We start from the raw sequence: 17,750 nt of genomic DNA, 5'->3' as shown, positions 1-17,750 counted from the left end.
GAGGACTACAGTGGACGTCATGCCCGAGACACCCCTGCCGCCCCTGCGCGTGCTCGGCCTGGCGCCCGACCTGGTGGACTACCACGCCGCCTGGGACGCCCAGCGCGCCCTGCACGCGGACGTCGTCGCCGGCCGCTCCGACGGCGAATTCCTCCTCCTGGAGCACGAAGCCGTCTACACGGCCGGTCGCCGCACCGAGGACGCCGAGCGCCCCACGGACGGCGCCCCCGTCGTGGACGTGGACCGCGGCGGCAAGATCACATGGCACGGGCCGGGCCAGCTGGTCGGCTACCCCGTGGTCCGGCTGCGCGACCGTGCCCACGTCAAGGACTACGTCTGGTTCCTCGAGGAGCTGCTGATCCGCACCGCCGCCGAGTTCGGCGTCACGGCCGTCCGCGTGGACGGGCGGGCAGGCATCTGGGTCCTCGCGGACCGGGACGACGACGGCACGGCCCGCCCGGACCGCAAGGTCGGTGCCATCGGCCTGTCCATCCACGACGGCGTCTCGATGCACGGCTTCGCGCTGAACTGCTCCAACTCCCTGGCCCCCTACGAGGGCATCATCGCGTGCGGCATCACGGACGCCGCCACCACCACCCTGTCGGTTGAGACGGGTCGGACCATCACCCCGGCCGACGTCGTTCCGGTGCTCATCCGTCATCTGGACGAGCTCGGGCCCGCGTACATCGCCGTCACCCCCACGGAAGGAATCCCCGCATGAGCCTCGCCCCCGAAGGACGCCGCCTGCTGCGCGTGGAGGCGCGCAACGCCGAGGTGCCCGTCGAGCGCAAGCCCGAGTGGATCAAGGCCAAGGTCCACATGGGCCCCGAGTACATCGGCCTGAAGAACAAGGTCAAGTCCGCCGGCCTGCACACCGTGTGCGAGGAGGCCGGCTGCCCCAACATCTTCGAGTGCTGGGAGGACCGCGAGGCCACGTTCCTCATCGGCGGGGACATCTGCACCCGCCGGTGTGACTTCTGCGACATCACCTCCGGCAAGCCGCGTCCCCTGGACATGGAGGAGCCGCAGAAGGTCGCCGAGAACATCCGCGAGATGGACCTGCGGTACGCCACCGTCACGGGCGTGGCCCGTGACGACCAGAAGGACGGCGCGGCGTGGCTCTATGCGGAGACCATCCGCCGCATCCACGCGCTCAACCCGGGGACCGGCGTCGAGATCCTGCCGCCGGACTTCGGCGCGGTGCCGGAGCTCGTCCAGCAGGTGTTCGACGCGCGGCCCGAGGTGTTCGCGCACAACCTGGAGACGGTGCCGCGCATCTTCAAGCGCATCCGCCCGGCCTTCACGTACGAGAAGTCCCTCCGGGTGCTCACGATGGCCAAGGCCGACGGGCTCGTGACCAAGTCCAACCTCATCCTCGGCATGGGCGAGGAGGACCACGAGATGGACCAGGCCCTGGTGGACCTGCACGAGGCCGGCTGCGACATCATCACCATCACGCAGTACGTGCGGCCCTCGAAGCTGCATCACCCCATCGACCGCTGGGTGAAGCCGCAGGAGTTCGTCCAGTGGTCCCAGCGCGCCGAGGAGATCGGCTTCCAGGGCGTCATGGCGGGCCCGCTGGTGCGCTCGTCGTACCGCGCGGGCAAGCTCTATGCGCAGGCCATGCAGCGCCTCGGCCGGACCCTGCCGGAGAACCTGGCGCACCTGGCCGGGGAGAAGACCGCCCGCCAGGAGGCCTCCGCCGTCGTCGCCCAGATGTCCTGAGCCGCCCGACTAGACTGGACCCCGTCATGACGAAGAACAGCCAGCCCCCCGCGTCCTCCTCCGGCTCCACCTCCGCCACGCTCAAGGAGGTCAAGGCCATGCAGCGCGAGCGTCGCCTCCGCGAGAAGGAGCAGGCGAAGGCCCAGCGCCGGGACAAGCGCGCCACGAAGGGCCCGGGCGTGATCTCCCAGCTCAAGCAGGCCTACGCCATGACCAAGGCGCACGACCCCAAGGTCGGACTGTGGATGCTGCTGGCCTTCCTGGGCGCCCTGGTCGTCGGCCTCGTCATCGGCCTCCTGCTGGACAACTGGATCACGTGGCTGCTCATCGCGATCCCGTTCGGTGTGCTCGCCGCCGTCGTCATCCTGAACCGGAAGGCGCGCCGCGCCGGGTTCGCCCAGCTCGAGGGCCGCCCCGGCGCCGCCGGCGCCGCGCTCTCCACGCTGGGCCGCGGCTGGATCGTGTCCGAGCAGCCGGCCGCCGTGAACCCGAAGACCCAGGACCTCGTCTACCGCGCCGTGGGCCGGCCGGGCGTCGTGCTGGTGACGGAGGGCCCCTCCCCCCGCGTCGCCGCGCTGGTGGTCAAGGAGGAGAAGGCCATGCGCCGCTTCCTGCCCGGCGTGCCCGTCACCGTGGTGGAGTCCGGCAACGGCCAGGGCCAGGTCCCGCTGCACGAGCTGCCCGGCACGCTCAAGGGCATGAAGAAGGCCCTCACGGCGCAGGAGGTCCAGGCCGTGGACAAGCGTCTGACCGCGCTCAACACCAACCGGCTGCCCATCCCCAAGGGCGTCGACCCGAACAAGGTGCGCCCGAGCCGCCGCGCGATGCGCGGCCGCTGAACCGCCCGCAGACGACAGGGGCGCCCCGCCGACGCACGGCGGGGCGCCCCTGTCGTGTGCGGGCGGGACGGTCACATGCGGATCTCGACGGTGTCTGCGAGCTTGTCGTGCATGCCGCGCCCGTCCGGCCCGACGACGACGGCCGGCAGCACGAGGCACAGCAGCGCCGTGCGCAGCAGGATCCGGGGCAGGCCGGCCGGGCGGCCGCCGACGCGGACGACCTGGATGCGGCACACGGCCTTGCCCACCGTGGTGGCCAGCAGGGTGAGCCCGAGGACATGCATCGCCGCGAACACGAGGAGGGTGGCGATCGCGTCGCCGTCGAAGGCCAGCCACGAGATGCCCAGGGCCAGGAACCAGTCGATCACGAGGGCGACGGCGCGGCGGGCCGCAGTGGCCATCGAGGTCGGGCCGTGCTCGGGCAGGCCCAGCAGGTCCCCCGGCCAGCGGCCGCCGGCCAGGCCGCCGCCCGGACCGTCCACCCAGCCGGCGAGGTCGCGCCGGGTGATCAGCGGCTCGTCGCGGCGGGTCGGTTCGGGCTCTCGCGCGGGGTCGGGTGCTCTGCGTGCCACCGGCCCAGCCTACCGGTGCGGGACCGCGAGGCTCGCCGTGGGGCGTCACCGACGCCCACGGAGGCCGCCGGGCAAGTAGGGTGATGACACCCGCCACGCCAGCGCCGCCGTGCCGGACATGCCACCATCGTCACGACCACAGGAGCGCACCATGTTCACCTCCCCCGCGGACGTCCTCGCGTACATCAAGGATGAGGGGATCGAGTTCGTCGACATCCGCTTCACCGACCTCCCCGGCATGCAGCACCACTTCAACGTGCCCGCGTCCACGGTCGACGAGGACTTCTTCACCACGGGCCAGCTGTTCGACGGCTCCTCCATCCGGGGCTTCGCCGGCATCGCCGAGTCCGACATGCAGCTCATCCCGGACGTCGCGACGGCCTTCGTGGACCCCTTCCGGGTCCGCAAGACCCTCACGATGAACTTCTCCATCGTGAACCCCCGCACCGGCGAGCCCTACCTGCGCGACCCGCGCGGCGTGGCCCAGCGCGCGGAGGCCTACCTGAGCTCCTCCGGCATCGCCGACACGGCGTTCTTCGCCCCCGAGGCCGAGTTCTTCATCTTCGAGGACGTCCGCTACGAGTCCTCCCCCCGCGGCTCGTTCTACGCCGTGGACTCGGACGAGGCCTGGTGGAACGCCTCCCGCGAGGACGAGGGCGGCAACCTGAGCCACAAGACCGGCCTCAAGGGCGGCTACTTCCCCGTCTCCCCCACGGACAAGCAGGCCGACCTGCGCGACGAGATCTGCTCGGTCCTGGCCGAGGTCGGCCTCGAGGTAGAGCGCTCCCACCACGAGGTGGCCGCCGCGGGCCAGGCGGAGATCAACTACCGCTTCAACACGCTGACCCACTCGGCGGACGACCTGCAGAAGTTCAAGTACGTCGTCAAGAACGTCGCCAACATGTTCGGCAAGTCCGCGACCTTCATGCCCAAGCCCGTCTTCGGCGACAACGGCTCCGGCATGCACTGCCACCAGTCCCTGTGGAACGGCGGCGAGCCGCTGTTCTTCGACGAGAAGGGCTACGCGAACCTCTCGGACACCGCCCGCTGGTACATCGGCGGCCTGCTGAAGCACGCCTCCGCGGTCCTGGCCTTCACCAACCCCACGGTGAACTCCTACCGCCGCCTGGTGCCGGGCTTCGAGGCCCCCGTGAACATGGTTTACTCGCAGGGCAACCGCTCGGCGGGCATCCGCATCCCGATCACCGGCTCCAACCCGAAGGCCAAGCGCATCGAGTTCCGCGCCCCGGACGCCTCGGGCAACCCGTACCTCGCGTTCGCCGCGCAGCTGATGGCCGGCCTGGACGGCATCCGCAACCGCATCGAGCCGGCCGAGCCGATCGACAAGGACCTCTACGAGCTGCCGGCCGAGGAGGCCGCCGACATCCAGAAGGCACCCGCCACCCTGGACGAGGCCCTGAACGCCCTCGAGGAGGACCACGAGTTCCTCCTGGCCGGCGACGTGTTCACCGAGGAGCTGATCGAGACCTGGATCGCGTACAAGCGCGAGATGGAGATCGCCCCGCTGGCCCTGCGCCCGAACCCCTACGAGTTCGAGCTGTACTACTCGGTCTGATCCGCCCGCCGCGGCCCCGACGACGGCCGTTCGTCTCCCACGCCGGAGGCGGGCGGCCGTCGTCGTGCCCGGCCGCGGAATAGTCCGGGGCCGGTGGGCGCTGGATCTGTGGAGACCTCCGCCCGGCCGGGCGGCCCGCAGACCAGGAGCACCATGACCGAGCACACCGCCCCCACCCCCCTGCCGCTGTCCCTGCTGGACCTCGCCCTCGTCCGCGACGGCGCCCCGATGGGCGAAGCCTTCGCCGAATCCGTGGAGCAGGCCCGCGTCGCCGAGGCCGCCGGCTTCCGGCGCGTCTGGTACGCGGAGCACCACAACATGCCCTCCATCGCCTCCTCGGCCACGGCCGTACTCATCGCGCACGTGGCCGCCCACACCGACTCGATCCGCCTCGGCTCCGGCGGCGTCATGCTGCCCAACCACTCGCCGCTGGTGATCGCCGAGCAGTTCGGCACCCTGGCCGAGCTGCACCCCGGCCGCATCGACCTGGGCCTGGGTCGCGCCCCCGGCACCGACCAGCGGACGCTGCAGGCGCTGCGCCGGGATCCGTCGGCGGCCGAGCGCTTCCCGCAGGACGTGCTCGAGCTGCAGGGCTACCTCACCGGCCAGAGCCTGATCCCCGGCATCGACGCCTACCCCGGCAAGGGCACCAACGTGCCGCTGTACATCCTCGGCTCCTCGGCGTTCGGCGCCCAGCTGGCCGCGCAGCTCGGCCTGGGCTACGCGTTCGCGAGCCACTTCGCACCGCAGATGCTCGAGCATGCGGCGCGCCTGTACCGGGAGCACTTCGAGCCCTCCGAGGCCCTCGCGGAGCCGCACTTCATCGCGGCGGCCAACGTGATCGCCGCGGACACCGAGGAGGTGGCCGAGCGGGAGTGGCAGGCCGCGCAGCGGGCGCGCATCCGGATGATGCTCGGCCGGGGCCGCACCCTCACCGACGACGAGGTCGAGATGCTGCTGCACTCCCCCGCCGGTCAGCAGGTGCTCGGGATGCTCGAGTGCACGGCCGTGGGCATCGGCCCGACGACGGCGGCGTGGCTGCACGACTTCGCGGCGCGGGTCCAGGCGGACGAGCTGATCGTGACCACGGCCGCGCCGGACCCCGACGTGCGGCGACGCACCCTGGAGCTGCTCGGGGAGCACGTCGTGCGCGCCTGAGCCGGCGCTCGCGACACCGGAGCACGGCCGGCCCGCCACCCCGTCGAGGTGGCGGGCCGGCGTCGTTCAGAGCCCGTAGAACCGGGTCTCGAACACCTGACGGGCCAGGCGGGTCACCCGCAGGTAGCGCTCCTCGAGCTCCCCGCCGGCCGTGCCCACCCCGCTGAGGCGGGCCACGGCCTCGAGGTCGCGCATGTTCGTGGGCAGCACGTCCGAGACCTTGCCCGTCCACAGCAGCAGGGCGGCGCGGATCCGGGTGGCCAACAGCCAGGCCTCCTCGAGGACGGCGACCTCGGACTCGGGCAGCAGGTCGTGCCGGGCGATCGCCCGCAGCGCCGGCAGCGTGCCGGTCACGCGCAGGTCCTCGATCTGACCGGCGTGCTTGAGCTGCATTGACTGCACGAGCCACTCGACGTCCGAGAGCCCCCCGCGCCCGAGCTTGACATGGCGCGCCGGATCCGCCCCGCGGGGCAGCCGCTCGGCCTCCACGCGGGCCTTGATCCGGCGGATCTCCCGGGCATCGGCGGCCGAGAGGTCCTGCGCGTAGCGGACGCCGTCGGCCCAGCGGCGGAAGTCGGTGGCCAGGTCGTCGTCGCCGGCCAGGGGGCGGGCGCGCAGCAGCGCCTGCCGCTCCCACACCTCGGCCCAGCGACCGTAGTACTCCCGGTACGAGTCCAGGGTGCGCACCAGGGGCCCCTGGCGTCCCTCGGGGCGCAGGTCGGCGTCCACCTCGAGCCGCCGCTCCCCGGGCAGCGGCGGCGCGACGGGCTTCTGCAGGAGGGCCATGAGCGTGCGGACGACCTCCTCGGCCTGCTCGCGCGCCCGCCCCTCGTCGACGCCGGGGCGTGGCCGGTGCACGAACAGGGCGTCGAGGTCCGAGCCGTAGGTGATCTCCCGGCCGCCCTGGCGGCCCATGGCCACCACGAGCACGTCGGTGAGCGGGTCGGCGTCCCCGACGACGGCGCGCGAGGCCACGCGCAGGGCGCCGACGACGGTGATCTGGTCGATGTCCGACAGGGCCCCGGTGACGGCCTCGAGGTCCAGCAGCCCCGAGATGTCCGCCAGGGCCACGCGCAGGGTCTCGCTGCGGCGCACCTGCCGCACGTGGCGGACGGCGGCCGGGGCCTCCTGCGCGGCCACGCGGCGGTCGAGCCGCGCGTCGACCTGGCGCCAGAGCTGGATGGCGCCCCGGGGGTCGAGCTCCCGGTCGTCCCCCACCCAGGCCACGGCCTCGGGCGAGTGCTCGAGCAGGTCCCCCACGAACCGGGAGCCGGACAGGACCAGGCACAGCCGCCGGGCGGCGTCCGAGGAGTCGCGGAGCATCCGCAGATACCAGGCCGTGCCGCCGAGCGACTCGGAGAGCCGGCGGAAGGCGAGCAGGCCGCCGTCGGGGTCGGCGCCCCGCGCGAACCACCCGAGCATGGCCGGCAGCAGCTGCCGCTGGACCGCGGCCCGGCGCGAGACGCCCTGCGTGAGGGCCTCGATGTGCCGCAGGGCGCCCTGCGGGTCGCGGTAGCCCAGCGCCGCCAGGCGGTCGCGGACGGCCTCCGCGGACAGCCGCACGTCCTCGGCGGACAGGGCGGCCGTCGTCGACAGCAGCGGCCGGTAGAACACGGTCTCGTGGAGACCGCGCACGGCGCGGCGCACGCGCGTGAACTCGGCCTGGAGGTCCTCGCCGGTGGCGGGGCCCCGGTCGGCGGCGCCGCGCATCGACCGGGCGACGACGCGGCGGGCCTCCTCCTTGACCGGCATCAGGTGGGTGCGCCGCAGGTGCACGAGCTGGATGCGGTGCTCGAGGGTGCGCAGCCACCGGTAGTGCTCGTCGAACGCCCGCGCGTCTCGCGTGGTGACGTAGGAGGCGGCGTGCAGCGCCCGCACCGCGTCGAGCGTGCCGCGCACCCGCAGCGACTCGTCCGCACGGCCGTGCACGAGCTGGAGCAGCTGGGCCGTGAACTCGACGTCGCGCAGACCGCCGGGCCCGAGCTTGATCTCCCGCTCGCGCTCCGCGGGGGCGAGGGTGTCCAGGACCCGGGCGCGCATGGCCCGGACGGACTCGACGAACCCGTCGCGCGCGGAGGACTCCCACACCCGGGGCCAGATCTCCGCGATGTAGCGCTCGCCGAGCTGTGGCGAGCCCGCGATGGGGCGGGCCTTGAGCAGGGCCTGGAACTCCCAGCCGTGGGCCCAGCGGCGGTAGTACTCGGCGTGGGACTCCACGGTGCGGCTCAGGGCGCCGTCCTTGCCCTCGGGACGCAGGTTGGCGTCGACTTCCCACAGTCCCGGCTCGGGGGCCGCACCCTGGATCACGCGGCCGATGCCCGCGGCCAGCTCGGCCGCGAGCGCGGCGGCGCGCGGCCCGTCCGGGACCTGGGCGTCGGGGTCCGCGCCGTCCGCGGCCTCGCGGACGGCGTGGGCGAACACGACGTCCACGTCTGAGACGTAGTTGAGTTCGCCGGCGCCGCACTTGCCCATGCCGATCACGGCGAGGTCCACGCGGTCCACCACGGGGCCCTCCCGCTCGGTGAGGACGGCCCGTGAGACGGCGAGCGCCGCGTCCACGGTGGCGCCGGCCAGATCCGCGAGCCAGCGGCCCACCGAGGGCATGGCCGCCGTGGGCTCGGCGGAGTCGAGGTCGCGCAGGGCGATCGCGGCCAGCTGGCGGCGGTAGGCGCGGCGCAAGGCGACGGCGGCGTCCTTGCCGGTGACGGCCGCGAGGGGGCGGTCGGCATCCGGGTCGGCGCCCACCGAGTCCAGGAGCAGGCGGCGCAGGGCGGCGGACGCATCACCCCAGGGCTCGCCGGCGGTCGGGTCGGGCTGGGCGAGGGCGGGCGCGGTGGCGGCGGCCGCGTCCGGGTCGAGGACGAGGTCCAGGTGCTCGGGACGGCGGATGAGGAACTCGCCGAGGGCCTCGGAGGCGCCGAGCAGCCGCAGCAGGCGGGCCGTCGTCTCGGGGTCCCGGAGGGCGTGGTGGACGCGGGGCTCGCGCTCGGCCAGGCGCACCCACAGCAGCAGGGCCCGGTCGGGATCGGCGGCGTGGCCGAGGAGCTCGACGAGGGGACGCACGTCCACGCCCTCGAACTCGGGCGAGGTGAGCAGCGTCTGCACGCGGCCGGCGTCGGCGACGCCGGCGTGCGCGAGGGTGCGGCGGTCCGGGGCGTCGGCGGTCGCCGCGTCGGGCAGGGCGGACACGGCCGGCGCCTCAGAGGCCGGAGAGGTAGCGCCGCAGCTCGTACGGCGTGACCTCCACCCGGTAGTCGTCCCATTCCTGCCGCTTGTTGCGCAGCAGGGCGTCGAAGACGTGCTCGCCCAGCACGGACGCCACGAACTCGGACTCCTCGGCGGCGCGCAGGGCGTCGTGCAGGGTGCCGGGCAGGGGGACATGGCCGAGCACGCGCCGCTCGTGGGTGGTCAACGCGCTGATGTCCTCGGCGGCGGCCTCGGGCACCTCGTAGCCCTCCTCGATGCCCTTGAGTCCGGCCGCGATCAGCAGGGCGTAGGCGAGGTACGGGTTGGCCGAGGCGTCGATGCCGCGGTACTCGATGCGGGCCGAGCCGGCCTTGTCCGGCTTGTACAGGGGAACGCGCACGAGGGCGGAACGGTTGTTGTGCCCCCACGAGGTGTACGACGGGGCCTCTCCCCCGCCCCAGAGACGCTTGTAGGAGTTGACGAACTGGTGGGTCACCGCGGTGATCTCCACGGAGTGGCGCAGCAGGCCCGCGATGAACCGGCGGCCCGTGACGGAGAGCCGGAACTCGTCCGCGGGGTCGTAGAACGCGTTCGCGTCGCCCTCGAAGAGGGAGAAGTGGGTGTGCATGCCGGAGCCCGGGTGGTGGGAGAACGGCTTGGGCATGAACGTGGCGTAGGTGCCCTGGGCGGCGGCGACCTCCTTGACGACGGTCCGGAACGTCATCACGTTGTCCGCCGTCGTGAGCGCGTCCGCCGCGCGCAGGTCGATCTCGTTCTGGCCGGGGCCGTTCTCGTGGTGGCTGAACTCGACGGAGATGCCCATGCCCTCGAGGAGGCTGACGGCGTCGCGGCGGAAGTCGGCCGCGTCGGAGCCGGGCACGTTGTCGAAGTAGCCCGCGCGGTCCACGGGCACCGGCTCCCCGTCCGGGCCGGGCTGGTCCGACTGCAGGAGGTAGAACTCGATCTCCGGGTGGGTAAAGCACGTGAAGCCCTGGTCCGCGGCCCGGTCCAGCACGCGGCGCAGCACGTGCCGCGGGTCGGCGGGGGCGGGGCGGCCGTCCGGGGTGAGCACGTCGCAGAACATCCGGGAGCTCTGTCCCTGGTCGCCGCGCCAGGGCAGGATCTGGAAGGTCGAGGGATCGGGCTGCAGCAGCATGTCCGACTCCGAGATGCGGGTGTATCCGTCGATCGAGGAGCCGTCGAAGCCCAGGCCCTCCGTGAAGGCGTTCTCCACCTCGGCCGGAGACAGGGCCACCGACTTCAGCGTACCGATCACGTCCGTGAACCAGAGCCTGACGAACCTGACGTCCCGGTCCTCGATGGTGCGGAGCACGTAGTCCTGCTGTCGATCCATGCCGCCACTCTAGACGCGCCGCGTAGACTCCGGCCCATGTCCGCTCCCCAGTCCCCCCGGCAGCCTGACGACACCGCCCCCTACGGGCCGCCCGCCCCGTCCCGGTACCGGACGGTCCACCTGCAGCGGGCCAAGGACGAGGGCCGGCGCTTCGCGATGCTCACCACCTACGACGCGATGACGGCGGCCCTGTTCGACGAGGCCGGCGTCGAGGTGCTGCTCGTGGGCGACTCGGTGGGCAACACCGTGCTGGGCCATCCCACCACCCTGCCGGTCACCCTGGACCAGATGATCCTGTTCACCCAGGCCGTGGTGCGCGGTGCCGAGCGTGCCCTCGTGGTCGCGGACCTGCCCTTCGGCTCGTACGAGGCCTCCCCGCGGCAGGCCGTCGAGTCGGCCGTGCGCCTCGTGAAGGAGTCCGGCGCGCACGCCGTCAAGGTGGAGGGCGACGAGCGCTTCGCCGAGCACGTGGCCGCGATGACGGCAGCCGGCGTCGCGGTCATGGCCCACATCGGCTTCACCCCGCAGTCCGAGCACGTGCTCGGCGGCTACCGGGTGCAGGGCCGCGGCGCGGGGGCGGCCGAGCGGATGACGGCGTCGGCCCGGGCCCTCGAGGCCGCGGGGGCGTTCGCCGTCCTGATGGAGATGGTCCCCTCGGACGTCGCCGCCGCCGTCGACGCCGCGCTGCGGGTGCCCACCGTGGGCATCGGCGCGGGCCCGGGCACCACGGGCCAGGTGCTCGTGTGGCAGGACATGCTCGGCCTGCGCGAGGGACGGGTGCCCCGGTTCGTCCGTCAGTACGCCCGCCTGCACGAGGTCGTGGGCGACGCGGTCCGGGCCTATCGCGCGGACGTGCTCGACGGCGCGTTCCCGGCCCCGGAGCACGGCTTCGAGGGCTGAACCCGCCCCGTGAGACGACCGGGCCCCCGTCCGAGGGACGGGGGCCCGGCGTCGTCCGGCGCCGCGGTCAGGAGGCGTCGTCGACGGGACGGCTGTCCCAGTCGTCGTCGCGCTCGTCCCAGGCGTCGGCGGTCTCGTTGTTCGCCCGCACGCGGTCCATCGCGGCCTGGGCCTCCTCACGGGTGCCGAACGGGCCCAGCAGCTGGGACCAGTCCGACTGGGCGCCCACCTCCACCTGATGCGTGTTGACGTTGTACCAGAACTCGCTCGTCTCGGTCATGGGGGCCACAGTAGCCGGGCCGATAGGCTGGAGGACATGTCCCAGCGTCAGAACCCCGTCGCCCCGTCCAGCCACAACGGTCCCCGCCCTGCGGGCCCCACCGCGCCGGAGCCCGGGTCGCTCGCCCCCGTCGGCACTCTGACGCCCGGGGCCCCGTCCCCCGCCCCGCCCGTGCCGGCCGCGATCCCGCGCCCCGAGTACGTCGGCAAGGCCACCCCGGACGAGGGCAACGCCTCGGACGTCTACGACGCCGCCGGCATCGAGCGGATCCGCGCCGCCGGCCGCCTGGCCGCGCAGGCCATGGAGCACACCGCCGCCCACATCCGCCCGGGCGTCACCACGGACGAGCTGGACCGGATCGCGCACGCCTTCCTCGTGGAGCGCGGCGCCTACCCGTCCTGCCTGGGCTACCGCGGCTTCCCGCGGTCCATCTGCACCTCGATCAACGAGGTCATCTGCCACGGCATCCCGGACGGCACCGTCCTGGAGGACGGGGACATCGTCAACCTGGACATCACCGCGTACCTGGACGGCGTCCACGGGGACCACAACCGCACCTACCTGGTCGGCGACGTGGACGAGGAGTCCCGGCTGCTCGTCGAGCGCACCGAGGAGGCCCTGCGCCGCGGCATCCGCGCCGTGAAGCCCGGCCGTCAGGTCAACGTGATCGGCCGCGCCATCGAGTCCTACGCCAAGCGCTTCGGCTACGGCGTGGTGCGCGACTTCATCGGCCACGGCGTGGGCGTGGACTTCCACTCCGGCCTCGTGATCCCCCACTACGACGCGGCCCCGGCCCACGACCGCCTGCTCGTGCCCGGCATGGTGTTCACTATCGAGCCGATGCTCACCCTCGGCACGATCGAGTGGGACCAGTGGGACGACGGCTGGACCGTGGTGACCCGCGACCGCCGTCGCACCGCGCAGTTCGAGCACACGATCGTGGTCACGGACGACGGCGCGGAGATTCTCACGCTGCCGTGACCCGGCACTAAGCTGGGGGCCGTGACGACGCACACCAGCACCGCCCAGCGCTCCTCCAAATACCCCACGACGATCGGCATCGACGTCGGGGGGACCGGCATGAAGGGCGGCCTGGTCCGCCTCGGGTCGGGGCCGAAGGCGGGCACCCTGCGCGGGGACCGCTTCCGCATCCCCACGCCGCAGCCGGCCATGCCCGAGCCCGTGGCGGCGACCCTGGCGGCCATCACCGCCGAGCTCGACGGGCGCGAGAAGGCGCCGAAGCCCTCCGCCCCGCTGGGTGTGTGCTTCCCCTCGATCGTCAAGGACGGGGTGTGCCTGTCCGCGAACAACATCGACCAGTCGTGGATCGGCACGGACCTGCGCGGCAGGTTCGAGGAGCACCTGCGCCGCCCCGTGACCGTGGTCAACGACGCCGACGCGGCCGGCCTCGCGGAGGCCCGCTACGGAGCCGGGCGGGGCGTGCGCGGCCTGGTGCACGTGATCACCCTCGGGACCGGCATCGGCGGCGCGATGATCCACGACGGCGTGCTCGTCCCGAACTTCGAGGTCGGCTCCCTGGAGCTCGACGGCGTGATGGCCGAGTCGCGGGCCTCCGCGAAGGCCCGGGAGCGCGATCAGCTCAGCTGGGCCGAGTACGCCGAGCGACTGCAGCGCTTCTTCTCCCACGTGGAGCGGATCTTCTCGCCCGACCTGTTCATCGTCGGCGGCGGCATCTCCAAGCGGCCGGACGACTACCTGCCGCTGCTGCGCCTGCGCACCCCGATCGTCCCGGCCCAGCTGCAGAACAACGCGGGCATCGTGGGCGCCGCCCTGGCCGCGCACGGCTCGCTCGCCGACGGCAACTGAGGGCGAAGACACCGAGGGCGGTTCCGGCTTCCCCTCCGGAACCGCCCTCGGCAGTCGGTTCGGGCCGACTGAGGTCGGCCCGGGGATCACTGTAGCGCCTGGAGGCCGTGTGCACCACTGCACCGTCGATCCCGGCGGCGGCGTCGCATCGGCCCGGGTCAGCGGGTGAACAGCCGCGGCTGCACGGCGGGACGGCCGCGGTCGTCCCCGTCACCGGCCCGGAGCTCCGCGATGGCCTCCTCGAAGTCGTCGAGGGACTCGAAGTCCCGGTAGACGGAGGCGAAGCGCAGGAAGGCCACCTGGTCGAGACGGCGCAGCGGATCGAGGATGGCCAGGCCGACGTCGTGGGCGTCCACCTCGGCGTTGCCCGTGGCACGGACCGTCTCCTCGACCTCCTGGGCGAGCATGGCCAGGTCGTCGCTCGTCACCGGCCGCCCCTGGCACGCCTTCCGGACGCCGTTGATCACCTTGGAGCGGTCGAACGGCTCCGCCACCCCGGAGCGCTTGACGACGGTCAGGGCGGTGGTCTCCATGGTCGTGAACCGCTTGCCGCAGGCCTGACACTGCCGACGCCGACGGATGGCGGAGCCGTCGTCGAGGGAGCGTGAGTCGACCACGCGCGAGTCCTCATGGCGGCAGAACGGGCAGTGCATCAGCTCTCTCCTCCTGGGCGGGGCACTCCCATGCTACGTCCGCTCAGCCGAGGCAGGCCGGACCCAGCAGGATCTTGAGGTCGCCGAACAGCGCCGGGTTCGGGCTCACCCGGAACTGCGGGCCCAGCTGGAACTCCTGCGTGGCACGCTGGCCCACCAGGGACAGCCGCACCTCCGAGGAGCCCTCATGGGTGCGCAGCACGTCCGCCAGCTGGCCCATGACCTGCTCCGTGGCCTTGAACGCCGGCAGCGTGATCCGCACGGGGCCGCCGGGGCCGTCCGAGAGCTCCGGGATGGTCAGCTCCATCGCCGACAGGGACACCGACCCGTCGTCGCGGCGCTGGACCCTGCCCTTGACGGCGACGACGAGGTCTTCGGCCAGCATCATCGCAATGGGCGCGTACACCTGGCCGAAGAACATGACGTCCATCGAGCCGCCGAGGTCCTCGATCTCGCAGCGCGCGTACGCGTTGCCCGAGGACTTGGCGATGCGGCGCTCGAGCGTGGTGATCAGGCCCGCGATGGTGACGATCGCGCCGTCGGCGGGCCCGTCGTCGTCGAGGACGCGGGTGATCTGGACGTCGGCGTGCTGGGCCAGGACGCCGTCGAGGCCCTGCAGCGGATGGTCGGACACGTACAGGCCCAGCATCTCGCGCTCGAACGCGAGCTTCTCCTTCTTGGCCCACTCCGGCAGGTCCGGGACGGCGACGCCGTCCGCGGCGTCGGAGTCGTCCTCGTCGCCGCCGCCGAGCGCGAACAGGTCGAAGGTGAACTCGCCGTGGTCCTCCTTGCGCTTCTGCGCCACGGTGGCGTCCACGGCCTCCTCGTGCACGGCCAGCAGGGCGCGGCGGGCGTAGCCGAGGGAGTCGAAGGCGCCGGCCTTGATCATGGACTCGATGGTGCGCTTGTTGCACACCACGAGCGGCACCTTCGCCAGGAAGTCGCCGAAGCCCGTGTACGAGCCCTTCTCCTCGCGCCCCTGGACCATGCCCTTGACCACGTTGGCGCCCACGTTGCGGACGGCGCCCATGCCGAAGCGGATGTCCCGGCCGACGGGGGTGAAGGTCAGGTGGGACTCGTTCACGTCCGGGGGCAGCACGGTGATGCCCATGTGGCGGCACTCGTTGAGGTACATGGCCAGCTTGTCCTTGTCGTCGCCCACCGAGGTGAGCAGCGCGGCCATGTACTCCGCCGGGTAGTGCGCCTTGAGGTAGGCCGTCCAGTAGGAGACCAGGCCGTAGGCGGCCGAGTGCGCCTTGTTGAACGCGTAGTCCGAGAAGGGCAGCAGGATGTCCCACAGGGCCTTCACCGCGGCCTCCGAGTAGCCGCGGTCCAGCATCCCCTGGTGGAACGCCTCGTACTGCTTGTCCAGCTCCGACTTCTTCTTCTTGCCCATCGCACGGCGCAGGATGTCGGCCTGGCCGAGCGAGTAGCCCGCCACCTTCTGGGCGATCGCCATGACCTGCTCCTGATACACGATCAGGCCGTAGGTGGTGTCCAGGATCTCCCGCAGCGGCTCCTCCAGCTCCGGGTGGATCGGGGTGATCTCCTGCTGCCCGTTCTTGCGCAGCGCGTAGTTGGTGTGCGAGTTCGCGCCCATGGGGCCGGGGCGGTACAGGGCGATGGTCGCCGAGATGTCCTCGAAGTTGTCCGGGCGCATCATCTTCAGCAGCGAGCGCATGGGCCCGCCGTCGAGCTGGAACACGCCGAGGGTGTCACCGCGGGCCAGCAGCTCGTAGGCCGCCGGGTCGTCCACGTCGAGGGTCTCCAGGTCCAGGTCCACGCCCTGGTTCGCCTTCACGTTCTCGAGCGCGTCCGAGATGATCGTGAGGTTGCGCAGCCCCAGGAAGTCCATCTTGATCAGGCCCAGGGACTCCGCCATCGGGTAGTCGAACTGCGTGATGACCTGGCCGTCCTGCAGGCGGCGCATGATCGGGATGACGTCGATCACCGGCACCGAGGACATGATCACGCCGGCCGCGTGCACGCCCCACTGCCGCTTCAGGCCCTCGAGGCCCTTGGCGGTCTCGAAGACCTCCTTCGCCACCGGGTCCGTGGCGATCAGCTCGCGGAAGGGCGCGGCCTCCCCGTAGCGCGGGGCCGCGGGGTCCTCGATGTCCTTGAGCGGGATGTCCTTGGCCATCACCGCCGGCGGCAGCGCCTTGGTGAGGGACTCACCCATCGAGAAGGGCTGGTCCATCACGCGGGCCGAGTCCTTCAGGGCCTGCTTGGTCTTGATGGTGCCGTACGTGACGATCATGGTGACGCGCTCGTCGCCGTACTTGCGGGTGACGTAGTCGATCACCTCGGAGCGACGGCGGTCGTCGAAGTCGACGTCGAAGTCGGGCATGGACACGCGGTCCGGGTTGAGGAACCGCTCGAAGATCAGCCCGTGCTTGAGCGGGTCCAGGTCCGTGATGCGCAGCGCGTACGCCACCATCGATCCGGCGCCCGAGCCGCGGCCCGGGCCCACCCGGATGCCGTTCTCCTTGGCCCAGTTGATGAAGTCGGCCACGACGAGGAAGTACCCGGGGAAGCCCATCGAGATGATGACGTCCAGCTCGTAGTCCGCCTGCTTGCGCACGTGGTCCGGCACGCCGTCCGGGTAGCGGTAGGCCAGACCGGAGGCGACCTCCTTGATGAGCCAGCTGGTCTCGTCCTCGCCCTCCGGCGTGGGGAAGACCGGCATGTAGTTGGCCTTCGTGTCGAACTCGACCTCGCACCGCTCGGCGATGAGCAGCGTGTTGTCGCAGGCCTCGGGCAGCTCCGCGAAGAGCTCGCGCATCTGCCGCGGGGACTTCAGGTAGTACTCGGTGCCGGAGAACGCGAAGCGGGAGCCGCCCTGGTCGTAGCTGGGCTCGTTGAGCTTCGAGCCCGACTGCAGGGCCAGCAGCGCCTCGTGCGCCTTGGCGTCGTGCTCGTGGGTGTAGTGCAGGTCGTTCGTGGCCACGAACGGCAGGCCCAGGTCCTTGGCGAGCCGGCGCAGGTCCGTCATCACCCGGCGCTCGATGTCGAGGCCGTGGTGCATGATCTCGCAGTAGTAGTTGTCCTTGCCGAAGATGTCCCGGAAGTCCGAGGCCGCCTGCATCGCCTCCCGGTACTGGCCCAGGCGCAGGCGCGTCTGCACCTCGCCGGAGGGGCAGCCCGTGGTGGCGATCAGGCCCTTCGAGTACTGGCTCAGCAGCTCCCGGTCCAGCCGCGGCCACTTGGCGTACACCGAGTCCAGCGAGGCGATCGAGCCCATCCGGAACAGGTTGTGCATCCCCTCGGTGGTCTCGCTCAGCAGCGTCATGTGCGTGTACGCACCGCCGCCGGACACGTCGTCCCCCCGCTGGTGGGGCTCGCCCCAGCGGGTCTTCTCCTTGTCCGTGCGGTGCTGCTGCCCGGGGGCCACGTAGGCCTCGAGCCCGATGATCGGCTTGACGCCCGCCGCCGTCGCCTTGGACCAGAAGTCGTAGGCGCCGAAGAGGTAGCCGTGGTCCGTGATGGCCAGCGAGTCCATGCCCAGCCGCTGGGCCTCGGCGAACAGGTCGTCCAGCTTCGCGGCGCCGTCGAGCATGGAGTACTCGGTGTGCGTGTGCAGGTGGACGAAGCCGCCGTCCTTCACGGCGTCGGGGCGGGCGTCGGCGGACACGGTCATGCGGGGTGGGCCTTTCGACGGGGAGGACGGCAGGGCCGCA

Annotated in this window: 14 protein-coding genes; 8 read left to right on the top strand and 6 right to left on the bottom strand. The window is 72.2% G+C overall.

Features of this window, described 5'->3' with window-relative positions; all coding sequences use genetic code 11:
- Nucleotides 1-19: 19 nt before the first annotated feature.
- The 3 genes from lipB to DE149_RS07980 are packed head-to-tail and all read left to right on the top strand — an operon-like array spanning nucleotide 20 to nucleotide 2,564.
- Nucleotides 20-721: a lipoyl(octanoyl) transferase LipB gene (gene lipB / locus DE149_RS07990; RefSeq protein WP_113914313.1), complete on the top strand. Its 702-nt coding sequence runs from the start codon at nucleotides 20-22 to the stop codon at nucleotides 719-721.
- Nucleotides 718-1,725, top strand: coding sequence for a lipoyl synthase (lipA, locus tag DE149_RS07985; RefSeq protein ID WP_113914301.1), 1,008 nt, complete (start codon nucleotides 718-720; stop codon nucleotides 1,723-1,725). Before lipB ends, lipA begins: the two co-directional genes overlap by 4 nt.
- 26 nt (nucleotides 1,726-1,751) lie before the next feature.
- Nucleotides 1,752-2,564, top strand: coding sequence for a DUF4191 domain-containing protein (locus DE149_RS07980; protein WP_036314203.1), 813 nt, complete (start codon nucleotides 1,752-1,754; stop codon nucleotides 2,562-2,564).
- 71 nt (nucleotides 2,565-2,635) lie between these two features.
- Here the strand turns inward: DE149_RS07980 and DE149_RS07975 are convergent, their stop codons facing one another.
- Complete coding sequence (locus DE149_RS07975) at nucleotides 2,636-3,136, bottom strand: RDD family protein (RefSeq protein WP_113914300.1); 501 nt, start codon at nucleotides 3,134-3,136, stop codon at nucleotides 2,636-2,638.
- 151 nt (nucleotides 3,137-3,287) lie between these two features.
- Here DE149_RS07975 and glnA (DE149_RS07970) point away from each other — a divergent pair, with 151 nt between their 5' ends.
- Nucleotides 3,288-4,712 carry a type I glutamate--ammonia ligase gene (gene glnA / locus DE149_RS07970; RefSeq protein WP_010078521.1) on the top strand — a complete coding sequence of 475 codons (1,425 nt, stop codon included), beginning with the start codon at nucleotides 3,288-3,290 and terminating at the stop codon, nucleotides 4,710-4,712.
- Between the two features lie 153 nt (nucleotides 4,713-4,865).
- Nucleotides 4,866-5,870, top strand: coding sequence for an LLM class flavin-dependent oxidoreductase (locus tag DE149_RS07965; RefSeq protein WP_113914299.1), 1,005 nt, complete (start codon nucleotides 4,866-4,868; stop codon nucleotides 5,868-5,870).
- Between the two features lie 66 nt (nucleotides 5,871-5,936).
- Here DE149_RS07965 and DE149_RS07960 read toward each other — a convergent pair whose 3' ends face one another.
- Together DE149_RS07960 and glnA (DE149_RS07955) are read right to left on the bottom strand one after the other, a co-directional pair.
- A complete protein-coding gene (locus tag DE149_RS07960) occupies nucleotides 5,937-9,059 on the bottom strand; it encodes a bifunctional [glutamine synthetase] adenylyltransferase/[glutamine synthetase]-adenylyl-L-tyrosine phosphorylase (protein WP_113914298.1) in 3,123 nt (1,040 codons plus the stop codon).
- A 10-nt stretch (nucleotides 9,060-9,069) separates the two neighbouring features.
- Nucleotides 9,070-10,410: a type I glutamate--ammonia ligase gene (gene glnA, locus DE149_RS07955; RefSeq protein WP_095694676.1), complete on the bottom strand. Its 1,341-nt coding sequence runs from the start codon at nucleotides 10,408-10,410 to the stop codon at nucleotides 9,070-9,072.
- A gap of 36 nt (nucleotides 10,411-10,446) precedes the next feature.
- Here glnA (DE149_RS07955) and panB point away from each other — a divergent pair, with 36 nt between their 5' ends.
- Nucleotides 10,447-11,310: a 3-methyl-2-oxobutanoate hydroxymethyltransferase gene (gene panB / locus DE149_RS07950; RefSeq protein WP_036383056.1), complete on the top strand. Its 864-nt coding sequence runs from the start codon at nucleotides 10,447-10,449 to the stop codon at nucleotides 11,308-11,310.
- Between the two features lie 67 nt (nucleotides 11,311-11,377).
- Here panB and DE149_RS07945 read toward each other — a convergent pair whose 3' ends face one another.
- Entirely contained in the window at nucleotides 11,378-11,590 is a 213-nt protein-coding gene (locus DE149_RS07945; RefSeq protein WP_036314191.1) for an SPOR domain-containing protein, read from the bottom strand.
- A 36-nt stretch (nucleotides 11,591-11,626) separates the two neighbouring features.
- On the opposite strand from DE149_RS07945, the gene map reads away from it, so the two are divergent.
- Entirely contained in the window at nucleotides 11,627-12,571 is a 945-nt protein-coding gene (map, locus tag DE149_RS07940) for a type I methionyl aminopeptidase (RefSeq protein WP_113914297.1), read from the top strand.
- Between the two features lie 21 nt (nucleotides 12,572-12,592).
- On the top strand, nucleotides 12,593-13,417 hold the full coding sequence (gene ppgK / locus DE149_RS07935) for a polyphosphate--glucose phosphotransferase (RefSeq protein ID WP_113914296.1): 825 nt from the start codon (nucleotides 12,593-12,595) through the stop codon (nucleotides 13,415-13,417).
- Nucleotides 13,418-13,575: 158 nt separating this feature from the next.
- Here ppgK and nrdR read toward each other — a convergent pair whose 3' ends face one another.
- Together nrdR and dnaE are read right to left on the bottom strand one after the other, a co-directional pair.
- Nucleotides 13,576-14,070: a transcriptional regulator NrdR gene (nrdR, locus tag DE149_RS07930; protein ID WP_002855838.1), complete on the bottom strand. Its 495-nt coding sequence runs from the start codon at nucleotides 14,068-14,070 to the stop codon at nucleotides 13,576-13,578.
- Nucleotides 14,071-14,113: 43 nt separating this feature from the next.
- Nucleotides 14,114-17,710, bottom strand: a complete 3,597-nt coding sequence (gene dnaE / locus DE149_RS07925) for a DNA polymerase III subunit alpha (RefSeq protein WP_036314184.1) — start codon at nucleotides 17,708-17,710, stop codon at nucleotides 14,114-14,116.
- Nucleotides 17,711-17,750 lie beyond the last annotated feature (40 nt).

The sequence above is a fragment of the Micrococcus sp. KT16 genome, assembly GCF_003315015.1.
In the GTDB taxonomy this organism is placed as follows: Bacteria; Actinomycetota; Actinomycetes; order Actinomycetales; family Micrococcaceae; genus Micrococcus; species Micrococcus luteus.
This window is presented reverse-complemented; position numbering and strand designations above follow the sequence as displayed.